General features: G+C 70.9%; 19 protein-coding genes. 14 read left to right on the forward strand and 5 right to left on the reverse strand.

Going from position 1 to position 19,885, the window contains the following annotated elements:
* The first annotated feature begins 147 nt into the window (after positions 1-147).
* From leuC to F6J84_RS06665, 6 genes are read left to right on the forward strand one after another with little or no spacing between them, the layout of a single operon-like run.
* Positions 148-1,611, forward strand: a complete 1,464-nt coding sequence (gene leuC, locus F6J84_RS06640; RefSeq protein WP_150972402.1) for a 3-isopropylmalate dehydratase large subunit — start codon at positions 148-150, stop codon at positions 1,609-1,611.
* 1 nt (position 1,612) lies between these two features.
* Complete coding sequence (gene leuD, locus F6J84_RS06645; protein ID WP_150972404.1) at positions 1,613-2,224, forward strand: 3-isopropylmalate dehydratase small subunit; 612 nt, start codon at positions 1,613-1,615, stop codon at positions 2,222-2,224.
* 10 nt (positions 2,225-2,234) lie between these two features.
* Complete coding sequence (murA, locus tag F6J84_RS06650) at positions 2,235-3,599, forward strand: UDP-N-acetylglucosamine 1-carboxyvinyltransferase (RefSeq protein ID WP_150892320.1); 1,365 nt, start codon at positions 2,235-2,237, stop codon at positions 3,597-3,599.
* Positions 3,599-4,384, forward strand: a complete 786-nt coding sequence (locus F6J84_RS06655) for a lysophospholipid acyltransferase family protein (protein ID WP_150972406.1) — start codon at positions 3,599-3,601, stop codon at positions 4,382-4,384. Before murA ends, F6J84_RS06655 begins: the two co-directional genes overlap by 1 nt.
* Positions 4,381-5,517 carry an NAD(P)H-dependent glycerol-3-phosphate dehydrogenase gene (locus tag F6J84_RS06660; RefSeq protein WP_150972408.1) on the forward strand — a complete coding sequence of 379 codons (1,137 nt, stop codon included), beginning with the start codon at positions 4,381-4,383 and terminating at the stop codon, positions 5,515-5,517. The genes F6J84_RS06655 and F6J84_RS06660 overlap by 4 nt, the downstream gene beginning before the upstream one ends.
* A complete protein-coding gene (locus F6J84_RS06665) occupies positions 5,417-6,505 on the forward strand; it encodes a D-alanine--D-alanine ligase family protein (protein ID WP_150972410.1) in 1,089 nt (362 codons plus the stop codon). The genes F6J84_RS06660 and F6J84_RS06665 overlap by 101 nt, the downstream gene beginning before the upstream one ends.
* 26 nt (positions 6,506-6,531) lie before the next feature.
* On the opposite strand, the gene F6J84_RS06670 is transcribed toward F6J84_RS06665, so the two are convergent.
* A complete protein-coding gene (locus F6J84_RS06670; protein ID WP_238702625.1) occupies positions 6,532-7,017 on the reverse strand; it encodes a DUF3515 family protein in 486 nt (161 codons plus the stop codon).
* A gap of 78 nt (positions 7,018-7,095) precedes the next feature.
* Here F6J84_RS06670 and thiL point away from each other — a divergent pair, with 78 nt between their 5' ends.
* Positions 7,096-8,085 carry a thiamine-phosphate kinase gene (gene thiL, locus F6J84_RS06675; RefSeq protein ID WP_150972412.1) on the forward strand — a complete coding sequence of 330 codons (990 nt, stop codon included), beginning with the start codon at positions 7,096-7,098 and terminating at the stop codon, positions 8,083-8,085.
* On the opposite strand, the gene rsmD is transcribed toward thiL, so the two are convergent.
* Positions 8,058-8,630 (reverse strand): 16S rRNA (guanine(966)-N(2))-methyltransferase RsmD, encoded by a 573-nt coding sequence (gene rsmD / locus F6J84_RS06680; protein WP_150972414.1) that lies wholly within the window; start codon positions 8,628-8,630, stop codon positions 8,058-8,060. The genes thiL and rsmD overlap by 28 nt on opposite strands.
* Positions 8,631-8,669: 39 nt before the next feature.
* A complete protein-coding gene (locus F6J84_RS06685) occupies positions 8,670-9,254 on the reverse strand; it encodes a 1-acyl-sn-glycerol-3-phosphate acyltransferase (RefSeq protein ID WP_150972417.1) in 585 nt (194 codons plus the stop codon).
* Between the two features lie 87 nt (positions 9,255-9,341).
* Between F6J84_RS06685 and F6J84_RS06690 the strand changes: the two genes are divergently transcribed.
* From F6J84_RS06690 to mutM, 6 genes are all read left to right on the forward strand, one after another.
* Positions 9,342-11,525, forward strand: a complete 2,184-nt coding sequence (locus F6J84_RS06690) for an ATP-dependent DNA helicase RecG (protein ID WP_150972419.1) — start codon at positions 9,342-9,344, stop codon at positions 11,523-11,525.
* Between the two features lie 42 nt (positions 11,526-11,567).
* Complete coding sequence (gene coaD, locus F6J84_RS06695) at positions 11,568-12,068, forward strand: pantetheine-phosphate adenylyltransferase (RefSeq protein WP_150972421.1); 501 nt, start codon at positions 11,568-11,570, stop codon at positions 12,066-12,068.
* Positions 12,069-12,152: 84 nt separating this feature from the next.
* Entirely contained in the window at positions 12,153-12,650 is a 498-nt protein-coding gene (locus F6J84_RS06700; RefSeq protein ID WP_150974725.1) for a YceD family protein, read from the forward strand.
* 13 nt (positions 12,651-12,663) lie between these two features.
* Positions 12,664-12,873, forward strand: a complete 210-nt coding sequence (rpmF, locus tag F6J84_RS06705; protein WP_150892329.1) for a 50S ribosomal protein L32 — start codon at positions 12,664-12,666, stop codon at positions 12,871-12,873.
* A gap of 10 nt (positions 12,874-12,883) precedes the next feature.
* Entirely contained in the window at positions 12,884-13,573 is a 690-nt protein-coding gene (gene rnc, locus F6J84_RS06710) for a ribonuclease III (RefSeq protein WP_150972423.1), read from the forward strand.
* A gap of 12 nt (positions 13,574-13,585) precedes the next feature.
* Entirely contained in the window at positions 13,586-14,497 is a 912-nt protein-coding gene (mutM, locus tag F6J84_RS06715) for a bifunctional DNA-formamidopyrimidine glycosylase/DNA-(apurinic or apyrimidinic site) lyase (protein WP_150972424.1), read from the forward strand.
* Positions 14,498-14,507: 10 nt separating this feature from the next.
* Here the strand turns inward: mutM and F6J84_RS06720 are convergent, their stop codons facing one another.
* Both F6J84_RS06720 and F6J84_RS06725 read right to left on the reverse strand, forming a co-directional pair.
* A complete protein-coding gene (locus F6J84_RS06720; protein ID WP_150972426.1) occupies positions 14,508-15,587 on the reverse strand; it encodes a GNAT family N-acetyltransferase in 1,080 nt (359 codons plus the stop codon).
* A 38-nt stretch (positions 15,588-15,625) separates the two neighbouring features.
* Positions 15,626-15,883, reverse strand: a complete 258-nt coding sequence (locus tag F6J84_RS06725; protein WP_150972428.1) for a hypothetical protein — start codon at positions 15,881-15,883, stop codon at positions 15,626-15,628.
* Between the two features lie 470 nt (positions 15,884-16,353).
* Here F6J84_RS06725 and smc point away from each other — a divergent pair, with 470 nt between their 5' ends.
* A complete protein-coding gene (smc, locus tag F6J84_RS06730; RefSeq protein ID WP_150972430.1) occupies positions 16,354-19,875 on the forward strand; it encodes a chromosome segregation protein SMC in 3,522 nt (1,173 codons plus the stop codon).
* Positions 19,876-19,885: the final 10 nt, after the last annotated feature.

Raw genomic sequence — 19,885 nt, forward strand, 5'->3', positions numbered from 1 at the left:
CGAGCCCCTATCGCGGTGGTAACCTGAGCGGATGCGGATCGCTCGCCTTCTCCTTAGCGGCCGCGACGAGTCCTAACCCAGGCCTCCCTCGTCGCGGAGTTCCTTCGCGGGCTTGATCCACCGTCATCCTCAGGAGAACGACAGAGCATGAGCCACACCGAGCACTCCGCGCCGCCCCGCACCCTGGCCGAGAAGGTCTGGGACAACCACCTGGTCGTCAAGGGCCAGAACGGCGAACCGGACCTCATCTACATCGACCTGCACCTGGTGCACGAGGTGACGAGCCCGCAGGCCTTCGACGGTCTGCGCGCCGAGGGACGGCCGGTGCGCCGACTCGACCTCACCATCGCCACGGAAGACCACAACACCCCGACGCTGGACATCGACAAGCCGATCGCGGACCTCACCAGCCGCACGCAGATCGAGACCCTGCGGCGCAACGCCGCCGAGTTCGGCGTGCGCCTGCACTCGCTCGGCGACAAGGAACAGGGGATCGTGCACGTCGTCGGTCCGCAGCTGGGACTGACGATGCCCGGTATCACCGTCGTCTGCGGTGACTCCCACACCTCGACGCACGGCGCCTTCGGCGCGATGGCCTTCGGGATCGGCACGAGCGAGGTCGAGCATGTCCTGGCGACGCAGACGCTGCCGCTGAAGCCGTTCAAGACGATGGCGATCACGGTGGACGGCGACCTGAAGCCGGGCGTCACCGCGAAGGACATCGTCCTGGCGGTGATCGCCAAGATCGGGACCAACGGCGGGCAGGGTTTCGTCCTGGAGTTCCGCGGCAGTGCCATCCGCGCCCTCTCGATGGAGGGGCGCATGACGATCTGCAACATGTCGATCGAGGCGGGCGCCCGCGCGGGCATGGTCGCCCCCGACGAGACGACCTTCGCGTATCTCAAGGGCCGGCCGCACGCCCCGACCGGTCAGGACTGGGAGGACGCGGTCGCCTACTGGCGGACGCTGCCCTCCGACGAGGGCGCCGTCTACGACGCCGAGGTGGTCCTCGACGCCGACGAGCTCGAGCCGTTCGTCACCTGGGGGACCAACCCCGGTCAGGGCGTCCCGCTGAACGACGTGGTGCCTGCGCCCACCGACTTCCCCGACGCGAACGACCGCGCCGCAGCGGAACGTGCGCTCGAGTACATGGACCTGGAGCCGGGCACCCGGCTCAAGGATGTCCCCGTCGACGCCGTGTTCATGGGCTCGTGCACGAACAGCCGGATCGAGGACCTGCGGGCCTTCGCCTCCGTCGTCAAGGGCCGGAAGAAGGCGGACGGCGTGCGTGTCATGGTCGTCCCCGGCTCCGCGCGGGTGCGCCTGGAGGCCGAGGCCGAGGGCCTCGATCGGGTGTTCCTGGACTTCGGTGCGGAATGGCGCTTCGCGGGATGCTCGATGTGTCTCGGCATGAACCCGGACCAGCTGGCGCCGGGTGAGCGCTGCGCGTCGACCTCGAACCGCAACTTCGAGGGGCGTCAGGGCAAGGGCGGCCGCACGCACCTCGTGTCCCCCCTCGTCGCCGCCGCCACCGCGGTCCGCGGCACCCTGTCGAGCCCGAGCGACCTGGAACCGGTCGCCGAGGTGCTCACCGTCGGAGCGGAGGCCTGACATGGAGAAGTTCACCGTACACACCGGCGTCGCGGTGCCGCTCAAGCGAGCGGCCGTCGACACCGACCAGATCATCCCCGCCGTCTATCTGAAGCGCGTGACCAAGACGGGCTTCGAGGACGCGCTGTTCGCGAACTGGCGGCAGGACCCCGAGTTCGTGCTCAACCAGGCGCCGTTCGCCGGTGCGTCCGTGCTCATCGCTGGACCGGACTTCGGCACCGGGTCGAGCCGGGAGCACGCCGTCTGGGCGCTGCGCGACTATGGCTTCCGGGTCGTGCTCAGCACGAAGTTCGCGGACATCTTCCGCGGCAACGCGGGCAAGCAGGGACTCGTGACCGGAATCGTCGCGGAGGCCGACCTGGAGCGTCTCTGGGCTGCCGTCGACGCCCAGCCCGGGGTCTCGGCGACGGTCGATCTGCAGGCCAAGGAGGTCGCGATCGGCGAGCTCCGGGTCCCGTTCGAGATCGACGATTACACTAGGTGGCGGCTCCTGGAGGGTCTCGACGACATCGGGCTCACCCTCCGGAACGAAGACAAGATCGCCGCCTACGAGGCGCGACGCGAACCCTGGAAGCCGCGGACCCTACCGGTTCCGTCGCTTCCCGCACAGTGAGGCACCGCATATGACACTCCTCGGCGACACCGCGACCACGGGCGGCCGGAAAGGAGGGGAAGGCGAGGTTCTCGCCATCCGCGGCGGGCGACCGTTGCGCGGAACGGTGCAGGTTCTGGGCGCCAAGAACCTCGTGACCAAGGCGATGGTGGCGGCCCTCCTGGGTGAGAGCCCGAGCACGCTGCGCGACGTCCCGGAGATCAGCGACGTCGCCGTGGTGCGATCCCTGCTCGAGGTACACGGTGTGCAGGTGCAGGAGCTGGGTGAGCGCGGTTCCCTCGTGCTCGATCCCCGCGGCGTGGAGAGCGCGCACATGGAGGAGATCGACGCGCACGCCGGTGCGTCGCGGATCCCGATCCTCTTCTGCGGACCGCTGCTGCACCGCCTCGGTCAGGCGTTCATCCCCGACCTCGGCGGATGCCGCATCGGCGACCGGCCCATCGACTTCCATCTCGACGCGCTGCGCAAGTTCGGCGCGGTCGTCGAGAAGCTCCCGAGCGGCATCCGCCTGTCGGCGCCGCGCGGGCTGCACGGTGCGAACATCCACCTCCCGTACCCGAGCGTCGGTGCCACCGAGCAGGTGCTCCTGACCGCTGTGCGGGCCGAGGGCGTCACGGAGCTGCACAACGCGGCGATCGAGCCGGAGATCATGGATCTCATCGCCGTCCTGCAGAAGATGGGCGCGATCATCTCGTACGAGCCGAACCGCGTCATCGTCATCGAGGGCGTTCCGCGTCTCGAGGGTTACGACCACCGCGCGATCTTCGACCGGAACGAGGCCGCGAGCTGGGCGAGTGCCGCGATCGCCACCGACGGCGAGATCTTCGTCGAGGGGGCGCGCCAGCAGGAGATGCTCACGTTCCTGAACGTGCTGCGCAAGGTCGGCGCCGACTTCCAGATCCGTGAGGACGGCATCCTCTTCCGCCGCGGCGGACAGCTCCGTGGCGTCACGGTCGAGACCGACGTGCACCCCGGGTTCATGACCGACTGGCAGCAGCCCCTGATCGTCGCGCTGACGCAGGCGGAGGGTCGTTCCATCGTCCACGAGACCGTCTACGAGAACCGGTTCGGCTTCACCCAGGCGCTCGTCCAGATGGGCGCCGACATCACGGTGTACCCGAACGGACTTCAGGACGGTCCGCGGCGCGTGCCCCGTCGCTCCCTCGAGCAGGCGGCGGTCATCAACGGGCCGACCCCGCTGCACGGCGCCGACATCACCGTTCCGGACCTGCGCGGCGGATACAGCCACGTCATCGCGGCGCTGGCGGCGGAGGGCGAGTCCACCGTGCGCAACATCGGTATCATCCGACGCGGCTACGCCGACTTCCTCGACAAGCTGACCGCGCTCGGCGCGGACTTCGACGTCATCGGCTGATGGCCGCAGGCAGAACCCGTCGCCGCCGGGCGTCTCCGGAGAGAACGCGGCCCAGCATCTTCTGGCCCCTCGCGGGCATCGTCGTCCCGATCATCGGCGTGATCGCGAAGATCGAGATCGAGGGCGAGGAGAACCTGCCCGAGACGGGCCCGTACGTGCTCGCGCCCAACCACTACAGCGAGATCGATCCCGTGCTCGTGGCGGCAGCGGTCTGGCGGCTCGGCCGCGCGCCGCGCTTCATGGCCAAGGAGAGCCTCTTCCGCATCCCCGTGCTGGGCGCGGCGCTCCGGGCCACGGGAATGGTGCCGGTCGCTCGCTCCGCCTCGGCGACCGGTGCCCGGCAGACCCTCGAGACGGCCGAGAAGCTCGTCGAGAAGCAGGCCGGCGTGATCGTGTACCCCGAGGGGACGCTCACCCGGGACCCGGATCTCTGGCCGATGCGAGGCAAGACCGGCGCCTCCCGGCTCGCCCTCGCCGGCGGCATCCCGTTGATCCCGATGGCGCACTGGGGTGCGCAGCGCATCCTTCCCCGGTACGGGAAGCTCAGTCTCTGGCCGCTGCGCAAGCGCGTCCGGGTGGTCATCGGGAAGCCGCTGGACCTGGCGGGCTTCACCGACCGGTCCCTGCACCCCGCCGCTCAGCAGGAGGCTACGACCATGCTCATGGATGAGATCGCGCATCTCCTGGAGGGACTGCGCGGCGAGAAGGCGCCGCCGACCCGGTGGAACCCGGGCGATCACGGCCAGGCCGAGACCGGCCGGCTCGAGCGGGAGGGCGAGGCGTGAGCCGCCGCGCAGAGGCGCGTCCGGCCAAGGTCGCCGTCCTCGGCGCCGGCAGCTGGGGGACGACCTTCGGCAAGATCCTCGCGGACGGCGGTTCGGACGTCGTCATGTGGGCCCGCCGGGCGGAGCTGGCGAGCGAGATCCATACCGGGAAGCGCAACTCCAAGTACCTGCCGGGCATCAACCTGCCCCGGTCGATGTCGGCCACCGCACAGCTGGAGGAGGCCATCGACGGCGTCGACCAGATCTTCCTGTCGATCCCGAGCCAGAGCCTGCGCGAGAACCTCAAGGTGCTGCGCCCCATGCTCGTGGGCAGCGAGATCCCTCTCGTTTCGCTGATGAAGGGCGTGGAGAAGCGGTCGGGACTGCGGATGAGTCAGGTGATCGAGCAGGAACTCGCGTGCGATCCCGCGCGCATCGCCGTCGCCTCCGGGCCGAACCTCGCGCTCGAGATCGCCCAGGAGCAGCCGACGGCCGCCGTGATCTCTTCGATCGACGCCGATACCGCCGCGGCGGTCGCGCGTCTCGCGCGGAACCGCTACTTCCGGACGTTCGTCAACTCCGACGTGGTCGGTACCGAATTCGGCGGCGTTCTGAAGAACCTCATCGCGGTGGCCATCGGAATCGTCGACGGCGTGGGGTATGGCGAGAACACGAAGGCGTCGATCATCACGCGCGGGCTCGTCGAGATGACCGACTTCGCGGTCGCGCAGGGCGCCCAGCCCGAGACGCTGCAGGGGCTCGCCGGGCTCGGCGACCTCATCGCGACCTGCCAGTCCCCGCTGAGCCGCAACAACACCGCGGGCCGCCTCCTGGGCCAGGGGTACAGCTTCCAGGACGTCGTGAGCCAGATGCAGCAGACCGCGGAAGGTCTCGCCTCCGTCGCGCCCGTCCTGCAGTTGGCCCGTGCCAGCGGTGTCGAGATGCCGATCGTCGAGCAGGTCAAGCGCGTGCTCGACGGCACGATGAACCCGCGCGAGATCGCCCCGCACCTGACAACCGACGACGACACCCCGAAGGGTGAGAGGACACAGTATGGACAAGCCGGTGGTGGCGGTGCTCTTTGGCGGTCGATCCAGCGAGCACTCGATCAGCTCCGCAACGGCGGCGGGGGTCCTCGAAGCGATCGACCGTGACCGCTACCGGGTGATCCCGGTCGGTGTCACCCGCACGGGCGCGTTCGTCCTGGAGGCGGACGATCCCGCGAAGTTCAGGCTGGACCCGCAGCACATGCCCGAGGTCGTCGACAACGGGACGCGGGTGCTCTGGCCGGAGGCGGCCGGCGACCGCCGCATGCGCGTGCGCACGGCCGAGGGCGCGCTCGAGGACCTCGGCGCCGTGGATGTCGTCCTGCCCATCCTGCACGGCAGCCACGGCGAGGACGGGACCATCCAGGGGTTCTTCGACACGCTCGAACTGCCCTACGCGGGCGGCGGCGTGCTCGATTCCGCCCTGTGCATGGACAAGCACTTCATGAAGGTCGCCCTCCAGGCCGCCGGTGTGCCCGTCTCTCCGGGGATCACCATCCGCCGCGCGGACTGGGACGGCACCGCTGCCTCCGTCCTCGCCGCCATGGGGGACACCCCGCTGCCCTGGTTCGTCAAGCCGTCCCGCGCCGGGTCGAGCGTCGGCGTCTCCAAGGTGCACACCGCCGACGAGCTGGAGGAGGCGCTGCGGATCGCCTTCGCCGAGGACGACAAGGTCCTCGTCGAACGGGGGGTCGTGGGGCGCGAGATCGAGGTCGGGGTGCTCGAGGGGCGGTCCGGCGCGGCCGCCCGGGTATCCCTGCCGGGCGAGATCGTGCTCACCACCCGCGAGTTCTACGACTTCGAAGGCAAGTATCTCGGCGGCGACGGCGTCGAGGTGGTCTGCCCGGCCCTGCTGACGGATGCGGAGACCGAGGCCGTGCAGCAGATGGCGTTGCGCGCCTTCGCCGCGGTGGACGGGCGCGGGCTCGCACGGGTGGACTTCTTCCTCACCGAGGACGGACCGGTGGTGAACGAGCTGAACACCATGCCCGGCTTCACCCCGATCTCGATGTTCCCGAAGTGCTGGATCGCGTCCGGGATGACGTACCCCGAGCTCATCTCCGAGCTGATCGAGACCGCGCTCGCCCGGGGCTGACGACCGCATCCGCCGCGCATGCGGGGCTAGGGCGTCCCCGGTCGCGCGGTGCATTCCCCGTCGCGGGGGAGCTTCGCCACCAGCGGGGAGAGACGGTCGAGGACCTCACGGCTGGAGACGACCTGGGTGTCCAGGTAGACCTCGACGGCGGGGGTCCGCCCGAAGCTCGTGACCCGGTAGTTGGGCGCGTCGGCGTCGTCGATGATCCAGTCGACGCCTCCGGTCGTCTGGCACGGCAGCTCCGAGGGGCCGGGCGGGGTCACCCCGCACGTCAGGATCACCGCAGCGGGGTCACCCCACGCTCCGGTCGCCTGGGCATCCGTCCACCGGCGCTGCTGGCCGTCCACGGTCTCGGGCAGGTACGCCGTCACCTCCGCGCAGAGCGGGTCGTTGGCCTCCGGTGCGGGCTCGAGGGACACGGTCGAGGCGCATCCGCTGAGCGCCATCCCGAGAGCGAGCAGTGCGGCCGTGACGGCGGGCGCGAAGGAACGGGACAGACGCGATCGGGGCACCCCTCCAGGCTAACCCGTCGTCCCTGACGGGGCGCCCCGCGCCGCGGAGCACGGAGGGGGAGCCGGTAGCGTGGAAGCATGACCGCTGCCCCATCGGACCCCACCGTGGGGGAGACGAGCGAGGGCACGATCCTGCGCCGCATCCTCTCCCGGTTCCCGCCCAGCACCGCTGCGGTCGGCCCCGGGGACGATGCCGCCGTGCTCGACCTCGCCGGGGGGCCGGTGGTCGCCACCGTCGACACCCTCGTGCACGGGCCGGACTTCCGCCTGGCCTGGTCGAGCGGTTTCGACCTCGGCTGGAAGTCCGCCGCCGTGAACCTCGCCGACATCGCCGCCATGGGCGCGCGCCCGGTGGCGCTCCTGGTCGCCCTGGCGATGCCCGAGGACACGCGCCTGTCCTTCGTCGAAGCCGTCGCCGACGGCCTGCGCGCCGCCTGCGACCGGCTCGCTCCGGGGTGTGCGGTGGAGGGCGGCGACCTGACCGTCTCGGACACGCTCACGATCGCGGTGACGGCGCTCGGCACGTTGAGCGGGCCGCCCATCCGCAGGTCGGGGGCGTCCGCCGGGGACGTCGTGGCGCTCGCGGGTGCGGCGGGGGAGGCGGCTCGAGGACTGCGTCTGCTGTTCGATCGGTTCCGTGATGCCGACGGGACGCCCGTCCCGGTGGTGACGGACGAGCTGTCAACCGACGAACGCCGCGCCGTGGCGGCGCAACTGCGACCGGAACCGCCGATCGCGCTCGGGCCGGTCGCGGCACGGGCCGGCGCCACCGCGATGATGGACGTGTCCGACGGGCTCCTCCTGGATGCCACCCGCCTCGCCGAGGCGTCCGGCGTCACGCTCGACCTCGCGCGCGAGGGGCTCGGCCCGGACGCAGGCACCGCCCTCACCGGCGGCGAGGACCACGCGCTGCTCGCGACCTTCCCGGTCGACGGCGTGCCGGACGGGTTCCGGGTGATCGGGCGCGTGACGCCCCGGGGCGGCGCCCCGGTGCTGGTCGACGGTGCCCCGTACGGCGGCCGCGGCGGCTGGGACCCGTATCAGGACTGGGACTCGGCGCGCGGCTGAGCCCACCACAGGGTCGTGTCGCCGTACGTCCGCGAGCGGTACACCTCGAGGTCCGCGTCCGCCCAGCCGGGTTCGGCCGCGCGGCGTCCCCGCTCGACGATCACGAGGGCGTCGGGCGAGAGCGAGGGACGGAGCAGCCGCAGATCCTCCGCCAGATCGGCGTCGGCGAGGTCGTAGGGAGGGTCGAGGAAGACGAGGTCGAAGGGGCCTCGGCGGACGCTCAGGTAGGTGGCTACGGCGCTCCGGTGCGTGCGGGCCGGGGTTCCCGTCGCGCGGCTCACCCGTTCCGCGTTGCGTGCGGCCACCGATGCCGCGCCGCCGGCCTTGTCGACCAGGTCCACCTGCGCCGCGCCCCGGCTCAATGCCTCGAGCCCGAGCGCCCCGGAACCCGCGTAGAGGTCGAGCACACGGGCGCCGTCGATCGCGTCGGCGGAGTCGAGGGCGCCGAACAGCGCCTCCCGCACCCGCTCGCTGGTGGGTCGGGTACCGCTACCGGGCACGTCGAGCCGGATGCCGCCGGCGGTCCCGGCGATGATGCGCGTCACCCGTCCAGCCTAGCGAGGAGCGCGTCGCGCCCGTCCGCCTCAGGCGGAGCGATCGCCGGCATCCGGGGACTCGTCCCGCAGGCGCGGCTCGGTGCGCAGCTGCGGGCGTAGCCCCGCTTTGTCGGCGTAGAAGGCGCGGATGCGGTCCATGTCCGCCGCGACATCGCCGGTCATCTCCAGCGTGGGCCCGAGCCCGGTCGTCATGGTGGTGCGGTCTACGTAGCCGAGGGTCACGGGCATCCCGGTCTGCCGGGCGATGCGGTAGAAGCCGGACTTCCAGCCCGACCCCGCGCGCGTCCCCTCCGGCGTGACGACCAGGCCGAAGACCTCGCCGGCGTGCACGTCGGCGACCACCTCCGCGACGACGCCCGCGGGATCCGAGCGATCCACCGGGATACCCCCGAGTGCCCGCATGATCGGTCCGCGCCATCCGCGGAAGAGGCCGTCCTTGCCGAGCCACCGGACCGGGATGCCGAGCTGCCAGGCGATGGCCAGCATGAGCACGAAATCCCAGTTGGAGGTGTGCGGCGCACCGATCAGGATGGTCGGCCGGGTGGGGGCAGGCTCGGTGACGAGCGACCACCTGCTGAAGGTCCAGAACAGACGCGCGAGGAATCGGGACATCCGCCCACCGTACGCGGTGCACGGCGCTCTCTCCCGCGCACATGCGGGCGGCGAGGTGCTGTCGGTGCCGACGCCTAGACTTCTGACATGCCGGTCACCCTCGACAGTCGCCTCGACGGCGTGGTCGGCGGCAAGACCGCATCCGCTCTGCAGCGCGCCTTTCAGATGCGCACCGTGGGCGATCTGCTCTCGCACTACCCGCGCCGGTACGCGAAGCGCGGCGAGCTCACCCCCATCGACTCGCTCGTCGTCGGCGAACAGGTGACCATCGTCGCCCAGATCAAGAGCGCCAACGAGCGGAAGATGCAGAGCCGTCGCGGGTCGCTCCTGGAAGTGATCATCACGGACGGTCAGGGCGACCTGCAGCTCACCTTCTTCAACCAGGCGTGGCGGATGAAGGACCTCCGGCCGGGACGCCGGGGGATCTTCTCCGGGAAGGTGGGCGAGTACCGGCGCGGCAAGCAGTTCGCGCATCCCGACTACGAGCTCTTCGACGACGACGACGCGGTCATGGCCACGGCGCAGGCCTACGCGACGCAGCCGATCCCGATCTATCCGGCCACGTCGACGCTGTCGAGCTGGCAGATCGGTTCGTTCATCGGCCACGTCCTCGATGTCCTCGGGCCACTGGACGATCCCGTTCCCGCCCCGCTCCGGGAGCGTCAGGGGCTCCTGTCCATCCGGGATGCCCTGCAGCGCATGCACCGACCCGAGTCGGAGGACGTCATCGCCGAAGCGGTGCATACGCTGCGCTGGCACGAGGCGCTGGTGCTGCAGACGGCTCTCCTGCAGCAGCGGGAGCACGTCCGGGCACTCTCGGCCGTCCCACGGCCCGCCGGGTCGCTGCTCGAGCGCTTCGACGCGGCGCTGCCGTTCTCGCGTACCCGCGACCAGGTCGAGGTCGGGGACGCCATCGCGGCGGATCTCGTCGGTGACCGGCCGATGAACCGGCTGGTGCAGGGCGAGGTCGGCTCGGGGAAGACGCTCGTGGCGCTGCGTGCCATGCTGCAGGTCGCCCAGAGCGGCGGGCAGGCCGCGCTCATCGCCCCGACCGAGGTGCTCGCCGGACAGCACCTCCGCTCGATCACCCGGATGCTGGGCACGCAGCTCGCGCCGGAGCTCATGCCGACGCTCCTGACCGGGCAGATGGGTGCCGCCGACCGCCGGCGCGCCGCGCTCCGGGTCGCTTCCGGCCAGGCGCTCATCGTCATCGGCACGCACGCGCTGCTGAGCGAGAAGACCACGTTCGCGGACCTTGCGCTGGTCGTCGTGGACGAGCAGCACCGGTTCGGGGTCGAACAGCGCGAGTCCCTCCGCGCGAAGGGGACGAGCCCGCACGCCCTGGTCCTGACCGCCACGCCGATCCCGCGCACCGTGGCCATGACCGTCTTCGGCGATCTGGACGTGTCCACGATCCGGACGATGCCCGCCGGCCGGGCGGGGATCGAGACGTTCGTGGCCCCGCTGGCGGAACGGCCCGGATGGTTCGCGCGGGTGTGGGAGCGCGCAGCCGAGGAGGTGCGCAAGGGGCACCAGGTCTTCGTGGTGTGCCCGGCCATCGACGTGGAGGCTGCCGGCGACGCCGCGGTGGAAGAGGGCGAGGAAGCGCCGGAGGAGACGGCCGAGGAAGCCGCGGACGACAGCGGTTCGAGCCGCACCCGGTGGGGGGTCGTGCAGGTCGCCGCGCTGCTGGAGCAGCATCCGCTGTTCGGCGACATCACCGTGGCGGTGCTGCACGGCCGGATGCCGGCCGAGGAGAAGGACACGATCATGCGCGCCTTCGCTGCCGGCGACATCGACGTGCTGGTGGCCACCACCGTGATCGAGGTCGGCGTGGACGTGCCCAACGCGTCCACGATGATCATCCTGGACGCGGACCGCTTCGGGGTGTCGCAGCTGCACCAGCTGCGCGGACGCGTCGGACGCGGTGAGGTGGCGGGGCTGTGCCTGCTGGTGACCGAGGCCCCGATGCGCACGCCCGCCCGATCGCGCGTGGAGGCGGTCGCCGCGACCCTGGACGGTTTCCAGCTCGCCGAGATCGATCTCGAGCTGCGTGGCGAGGGCAACGTGCTGGGCGATGCCCAGTCGGGTGCACGTTCCTCGCTCCGGTTGCTCCGGGTGGTGACCGACGCCGATCTCATCGCTCTGGCGCGGCAGGAGGGGGAGGCGATCCTCGCCGACGATCCGGGGCTGGAGCGGCACCCCGGCCTGGCCGGGGCGATCGAGCGGCGGCTGGACACGGGGGAGCGCGCGGCGCTCGCAAAGAACTGACGCACAGCCGGGCGCACCCTGCGCGCCCGGTAGGGTAAGAGCGTGAGCAACCGGATCGCCGTCGTCCCCGGATCGTTCGACCCCCCGACGCTGGGCCACCTCGATGTGATCCGGCGCGCGGCGTCGCTCTACGATCACGTCCACGTCCTGGTGGTGCACAACCCCGGCAAGGAGGCGATGCTCCCCATCGCCCAGCGCGTGTCGCTGCTGGAGCAGTCCATCGTCGAGGACGGCATGGACTCGCGGCACCTGACGATCGCCTCGTGGAGCATGGGCCTGCTCGTCGATTACGCCACGGATGTGGGCGCGGGAGTGCTGGTCAAGGGGATCCGTTCCCAGGTGGACGTGGCCTACGAGACGCCCATGGCGATCGTGAACCGGCACCTCGCCGGCATCGAGACCGTCTTCCTGCTTCCCGACCCCTCTCACGCGCTCGTGTCGAGCTCGCTCGTGCGTCAGGTCGCCGGGCTCGGGGGCGATGTGTCCCCCTACGTGCCGGAACCGGTCGCGCGCTTCCTGGACACCGGCGCGCGGGGCATCTGAGCCAACTAGACTCTCGGGGTGAGAACTCGTCGGCCCGGCCCCTACAGCATCAACGTCCGTGACATCGTCCACCATCCGGGGGAGATGCGCGAGGTGTCCTTCGACGTCCAGACCGCGGACAAATGGGGCGAAGGACTCGTCGCCGTGGAGGAGAAGTCCGTGATCGAACTCGACGTGAAACTCGAGTCCGTGCACGAGGGGATCCTCGTCTCCGGTGTCGCCGCCGGTCAGGCCGCCGGTATCTGCGGTCGGTGCCTCACCGACATCGTCCAGCCCGTCGAAGTCGAGTTCCAGGAGCTTTTCGCGTATCCTGGTCAGGAAGCGGCGGACTTCGAAGTTCAAGACGACCACGTGGATCTTGAAATTCTGGTCAGGGATGCGATCGTCCTGTCGCTTCCCTTCCAGCCGGTGTGCCGGCCTGACTGCCCCGGTCTCGACCCTGAGACCGGAGAACGTCTGGCTGAGAACACCGTGGTGGAACCACGCGAAGCCCTCGATCCGCGCTGGGCAGCGCTTGCGGAACTCGCGGCGGACCAGGACTCCGATCCCGGCGAGCCCGGACTTAGCACACAGACCTCGTAGGAAAGAGAAGACCATGGCAGGTAACCCCCCGAAGCGCAAGGTTTCGCGCTCCAACACTCGCTCGCGCCGCGCGCAGTGGAAGGCCGCGCCCATCACGCTGGTCAAGACCGTCGAGAACGGCCAGACCGTCTACTCGCGTCCCCACCAGGCGAAGGTCGTCACGGACTCGCAGGGCACTGAGCTGTTCCTGGAGTACAAGGGCCGCAAGGTCGCCGACGTCTGATCCTCGTCCCATGAAGGACGCGGCGGACCTCTCCGCACTTTCCGAGAAGCTCGGGGTCGACATCGACCCCGAGCTTCTCTCACTCGCGCTCACGCACCGCTCCTACGCTTACGAGCATGGGCAGAGCCCGCACAACGAGCGACTCGAATTCCTCGGCGACTCGGTGCTGGGTCAGGCCGTGACGGTGAAGCTCTACACCGAGCATCCGGATCTCGACGAAGGATCGCTCGCGAAGCGGCGCGCCAGCGTCGTCTCCACGGTGGCACTGGCGGAGGTCGCGCGAGGGCTCGGCCTGGGCGAGTACATCCGCCTCGGCCGGGGCGAGCAGCTGACCGGCGGCGACGACAAGGACTCCATCCTCGCCGACACGACCGAGGCCCTCATCGGCGCGACGTACCTGTCGGCGGGGCCGGAAGAGGCCACGGCATTGGTGCTCCGGCTGATCGAGCCGCTGCTGGGCGACCCCGAGCGTTACGGTGCTGCCGTCGACCCCAAGACCAGCCTGCAGGAACTGGCCGCTGCTCGCGGCCTCCCCGCGCCGGCGTACGCCGTGGAGGCGACCGGTCCCGATCATGCCCGGGTGTTCACGGCGCGTGTCTCCGTCGGCGACATCACGCAGATCGGCACCGGGACGAGCAAGAAGCACGCCGAGATGGCGGCCGCACTGCAGGCGTGGCACCTGCTGTCGGCCCAGTCCTGACCGGGACGTCGCATGCCTGAGCTTCCCGAGGTGGAGGTCGTCCGCGCGGGCCTCGCCCCCGCGGTCACCGGAGCCGTCATCACCGGTGTCGAGGTGCTCGACGAGCGTGCCCTCACGAGGCATCCCGGTACCGGCGCGGACTTCGAGCACGCCCTGGTCGGCCGGCGGATCGAGACCGCCGCGCGCCGAGGCAAGTTCCTCTGGCTGCCGATCGAGGACGAGTCGGTCGCGTCCGGCGAGTGCATGGTCGCCCATCTCGGGATGAGCGGGCAGATGCTGTTGCGCGAGCCGGGCGCCGCGCGGGAGCGACACGAGCGCATCCGCGTCGACGTGCAGCACCCGCGGCACGGGGAGATCAGCGTCGTCTTCGCCGATCAGCGCACCTTCGGCTCGCTCGCGGTGGACACGCTCGTTCCCACACCGGACGGCGCTCCGGGCGGGTGGGGCACGGAACGCCCGGCCGTGCCCTCGCAGGTGCAGCACATCGCCCGGGACCCGCTGGATCCCGCGTTCTCCGATACGGGCTTCCGCTCCGCCCTCGGCCGGAAGGCCTCCGCCGTGAAACGGGTCCTGCTCGATCAGACGGTCGCGAGCGGAATCGGCAACATCTACGCCGACGAGGCGCTGTGGGCAGCACGGATCAACCCGGAGACGCCGGCGCTCTCGCTGCACACCCGCTCGGTGAACCGGCTGCTGGCCGAGGTGCGGACCGTGCTGCACCGCGCCCTCGCCGAGGGCGGCACGAGCTTCGACGCCCAGTACGTGAACGTGAACGGTCAGGCCGGGTACTTCGCCCACTCGCTGAACGCCTACGGGCGCACCGGCCAGCCGTGCCCGCGGTGCGGCTCGCCGATCGTGCGGGTCGGATTCATGAACCGCTCGAGTCACTACTGCCCGCGCTGCCAGCGGCCGCCGCGCGCCTGACCCGTCCGGGTCATCCGAGCACCTTCTTCCACGCCCCCTCATAGGCGCGGGGAACGAATCCCAGCGCCTCGTTGATGTCGAGCATCGGGCGGTTCTCCTCCGCGTTGTAGGTGATCACGCGCGGCGAGCCCGGCCACCGCTCGCGCCAGCTCAGCAGGCCCTCGGCCTTCACGAGCATGCCGAGGCGGTGACCTCGGTGCGCCGTCAGCACGAGGGTGTCCTCCTGGTGGGAGGCTTCCGTGGGGTCCTGCCCGATCGCCAGCTCGTTGAAGGCGCACAGCTCCCCGGTGGCGACGTGCACGGCGGCGGTGACCAGCACGCGGCGGCCTCCGTCCAGGTACTGGGCGTCATGGGCACGGAGGCGATCCGCATCCCAGATCTCCTCGTCCACCACGAGTCCGGCCGCGGGCGCGTCCGTGGACATGCGCGACTTCATCCAGGCATACCCCTCGATGTACGCGTCCGGAGTAGGGAGCTCCCACTGCACCGTCCGGTAGCCGGATGCGGCGGCGCGGGCGTGCTCCGCGAGGACGGCGAGGTGCTCGTGCGGTCCGTGCAGGTCGTAGGCACTGACCCGGATGACCTGTTCGAGCGTGTACCCGTGGCGCAGCAGGAAGCGTGCCGCGTGGTCGAGCGGCACGCTCCCGTAGCCCGTCGGCGGCGTGAGGCGCTCTCCCTCTGCGGCGGGGTGTTCCACCCAGGTCTGCAGGATGGAGCGTCCTTCCCGGCGAGCCACGTCGACGAGCAACGTCTCGGCCGCCGAGCCGATGCCGCGGCCCCAGGCGTCCCGGGCCAGCTCGATCAGCAGGTACGCCGACCGGGAACCGGCCTCCAACGGGAGGTCGATCCCCAGTCGGCCGACCGGCCGTCCCGCCGCCCGCACGAGCCAGAGCAAGCGCCGTTCGTGCGGGTCGTCGGGACGGTAGACGGGGAGGATCTCCTCCGCCGTCGTCCGGTTGTCGTCATGACCGGAGATCTCGCGGTACACCCGGTTGCGGACCTCGACCATGTCGCGGAAGTCGGCGGCGTCGTCGCCGTGCACGGACCCGGGGACGCGGATCGGATGGAATTCGAGGGTGGACGGGGACATGTGTGCACCTCCTGGTGCGGATGCGGCGGCGCCGCGGTTCAGAGGAGGGGGAGGTGGAACGTCCCATAGGCGTCTGCCCGGTGACGTTCCGCCCATACCTGCTCGGCGAGACGGTGGCGGGAGTACGCGTCGAAGTCGGCGCGGCGCTCCGAGCGGTGACGGCCCCAGAGGAGCAGCCAGAGGCCGAGGCGCATCGCCGTCCTTTCCAGGACGGAGGCGCGGGCCGGCGGATGAGTGAGCGGGGTGACGGTGTCCGTGCTCGCGGACACGTCGGCGGAGACGTGCAGGGTTTTCATGGTGATGTCCTGATTCGGAAGGGGGAGGGAAAGGGCCGGGGCGGCGCGGAAGGGCGCCATGCCGAGTGCGGCGGGAGGGTACGCAGGGTGCGCATGAGCGCGGGCGGGACGGCGACCCGAGCGGGCCACGGACGCCGGAGGCGTCCGACCCGTCGTGGGCGGACTCGTCCCCTGTGCGCGCTAGTTCGCGGCGTACGCGGGGTTCTGGATCGCGGCGGCGCCGCCGATCCGGAACGCATCGATGGAGACGGTCGCCGGGGCGTTGACACGCGGGGTGCGGGTGCAAGCTGGGTTCATCATGGGGCGACCTCCTCTCGACATCGGTTGCGAGAAGCGAACATAGACCCGCTGAGAGAGCGCTGTCAACATCCCGGGCGTGTCGTGTGTGTTGCGGGGCGAGCCTGCAGGGGCCGTGGAGCGTGCTCGGGTACCGTTGAGCGGAGCTCGTCGAACCGGCCGGAGGATCCTGCATGCACCTGAAGAGCCTGACGCTCAAAGGGTTCAAATCCTTCGCCCAGCCCACGACCTTCGCCCTGGAACCCGGGGTGACCGCCATCGTCGGACCCAACGGATCCGGCAAGTCGAACGTCGTCGACGCACTCGCGTGGGTGATGGGCGAACAGGGCGCGAAGACTCTGCGCGGCGGCAAGATGGACGACGTCATCTTCGCCGGTACATCCACCCGCGGACCGCTCGGACGTGCCGAGGTCCAGCTCACGATCGACAACTCGGACGGTGCTCTGCCGATCGAGTACGCCGAGGTCACGATCAGTCGCACACTGTTCCGCAACGGCGCGAGCGAGTACGCGATCAACGGTCAGTCCTGCCGGCTTCTCGACGTCCAGGAGCTCCTGAGCGATTCCGGACTCGGGCGGGAAATGCACGTCATCGTCGGTCAGGGGAGACTCGATACCGTTCTCCAGGCCAGCCCGGAGGATCGTCGCGGATTCATCGAGGAGGCCGCCGGCATCCTCAAGCACCGCCGTCGCAAGGAGAAGACCCTCCGCAAGCTCGATGCGATGGAGGCGAATCTCACCCGCCTGAGCGATCTCGCCGGAGAGCTGCGTCGTCAGCTGAAGCCGCTCGGGCGCCAGGCGGAGGTCGCCCGGGAGGCTGCCACGATCGCCGCGGTGGTGCGTGACGCGAAGGCGCGCCTGCTGGCGGACGAGCTGGTGGCCCTGCGGACCGAGCTCGCCGACTTCGCACGCAACGAGCAGGAGCGGCGCGCCGAGCGCACCCTGCTGCAGGATCGGTCCGAATCCCTGCGCGCCAGGGTGGCCGCGCTCGAGGCTCAGGAGCGCTCCGCCGCGGTGGACAGTGCCCGGAGCGTCGCGTTCGGGCTGGAGCGGGTCCAGGAACGGCTGCGCGGCCTCAACACGCTCACCGGGCAGCGTCTCGCGTTGCTGTCCGTCGACGAGGACGCACTGGTGCCGACGCCGTCCGTGACGCAGTCGACGATCGACGACGCGCGCGCCGAACTGGAGCAGGTGTCGACGGGGGTCGGCGAGGCCCAGGATGCCGCCGCGGCGGCGGCGCGCGAGGTCACCCGCGCCCGCGCCGAACTCGACGCGCTCGACGTCGACATCGCCGAGCAGAGCGCGCTCGTCTCCCAGCACGACATGAGGCTGACCGCGCTGCGCGGATCCGCGGAGGCCGCCCAGTCCGCCCTCGCGGCGGTGCGGGCCGGGGTCGAACGTCAGCAGAAGGCGCTCGACGCCGCGGAGAGCCGCCGCGCGGCCGCGGCCGAGGAACTCGCGGGAGTGGACCCCGATCTCGTTCCTGAGGAATCCTCCGCCGAGCACGCCGCAGCGTACGAGCAGGCGCAGCGCCGCGCGACCGAGGCCGAGAACGACGTCGCCGGCATCCGTGAACGACTGCATGCCGCGGAGCGGGAACAGGATTCCCTCACCGCGCAGGTGACCGCGCTCGGCCGCGCGCTGGACGTGCGCACCGGCGCGTCGGAACTGATCTTCGGCGGAGGTCCCGGGGTGCGTGGCCTGGTGGGCGATTCCGTGCAGGTCGCGGCGGGATACGAGCCGGCGATCGCCGCGGCCCTGGGGGCCGTCGCGGAGGGCGTGCTCGTGGACACCCGCGCGGATGCCATGGCCGCCGTGGATGCCGCGCGTACGGGGGAGTACGGCGTCGTCGACATCGTCGTCGCCGAGGTCGCCACGGAGCCCGCGAGGATCCCGACCGGCAAGGGCATCGTCGCGGCCCGGGATGTCGTCACGGCGCCGCCGGGCGTGCTCGGGCTGCTCTCGCGCGTGGTCATCGTGGACGATCTCCGGGCAGCGTTCGCCTTGGCGGAGCACGCGGACGCATCGGACGTGACGATCGTCACGCGCAGCGGCGAGGTCGCGACCCGGTTCACGGTCCGTGCGGGCTCCGGGCAGGGCCGCTCGCGTCTGGAACTGGCTGCGGAGCGCGATGCGGCGGTCGACCGACTCTCGGAGATCAGGGTCGTGGCGGACTCGTTGCGGGAGGCGCTGGGGGATCGCTCGCACGACCTCGCCGAGGCCCGCGCGCACACGAAATCCGCCCTGGCCGCCCTCCGCGCGCACGATGCCGCCCTCGCCGCCCACGCCGAGAAGGTCAACCGGGCAACGGTGCGGCACGAGGCGGCGATCGCGGAGTGCGATCGGCTGACCGCGTCCCTGCGTCAGGTGCAGGAAGCCGTCGCGGAGGCCGAGGACGCCGCCCGGGTGGCGGACGAGCGGCTCGCGAATGCGCAGGAGGCGCCTCGTCCGATCCTGGACGTCTCCGCCCGCGACGGCATGCTCGCGGCGTTGGAAGCGGCGCGGGACGCCGAGATGCGCTGCCGACTGGACGTGGAGACGCTGCGGGAGCGCATCCGTGCCGGGGAGGCCCGCGTCGCAGGCTTGGAACGACAGCGCGAGCGGGAGCGCTCAGCCGCCGAGGAGGCCGCCCGTCGGGCGGTGCTCCGTCGCCGCCAGCGTGACATCGCGGCGGGCGTCGCCGCGCAGTTGCCCGCGCTCATGCAGTCCGTGGATCGATCCGTCACCGAGGCCCGGGTCGCGCTCGCCACCGCCGAGACCGCGCGCACCGCGGTCACCGCGGAACTGTCCGAGGCGCGACGCGAGGAAGCCGCGCTCCGGGAGCGACTGAGCGGCCTGACCGAGAGCGTCCACGGCCTGGAACTGCGCATCCACGAGAAGCGTCTGCACGTCACCGCGCTGCTGGAACGCGTGCACAGTGAGCTGGGGCTGGACGAGCACATTCTCATTTCGGAATATGGTCCCGATCAGCTCATCCCCGCGGAGAACGGCCCGACGGGGGAGGACGGCGATGCGCCCCAGGGCGTGCCGTACGATCGCGCCGCGCAGAAGCGGCGGCTCCAGGATGCGGAGCGGAAGCTGGCGCAGCTCGGCCGGGTCAACCCGCTCGCGCTGGAGGAGTTCGCCGCGCTCGAGCAGCGGCACACCTTCCTGACCGACCAACTGGCCGACCTCACCCGCACCCGCGCCGACCTCCTGACGATCATCGCGGAGCTGGACGAGCGGATGCAGACGATCTTCGTCGCCGCCTTCGAAGACACCAAGGCGGCGTTCGCCGAGGTCTTCCCGGTGCTGTTCCCGGGCGGGACGGGCAGCATCGCCCTGACGGCGCCGGAGGATCCGCTGCGCACCGGCATCGAGGTGACGGTGCGGCCGGTCGGGAAGAAGGTGGAGCGGCTCTCGTTGCTCTCCGGCGGGGAGCGATCCCTGGCCGCGGTGGCACTGCTCGTGGCGATCTTCAAGGCCCGTCCGAGCCCGTTCTACATCCTCGACGAGGTCGAGGCCGCGCTGGACGATGCCAACCTCGGGCGACTGCTCAGCGTGTTCGAGCAGTTGCGCGAGTCCAGTCAGCTGATCGTCATCACGCATCAGAAGCGCACGATGGAGATCGCTGACGCCCTCTACGGCGTCTCCATGCGGCAGGACGGCGTGTCCGCCGTGGTCGGTCAACGCGTGCGGGAACGCGAGAGCGCCTAGTCAGGCCCCT

Source organism: Microbacterium caowuchunii (assembly GCF_008727755.1).
In the GTDB taxonomy this organism is placed as follows: domain Bacteria; phylum Actinomycetota; class Actinomycetes; order Actinomycetales; family Microbacteriaceae; genus Microbacterium; species Microbacterium caowuchunii.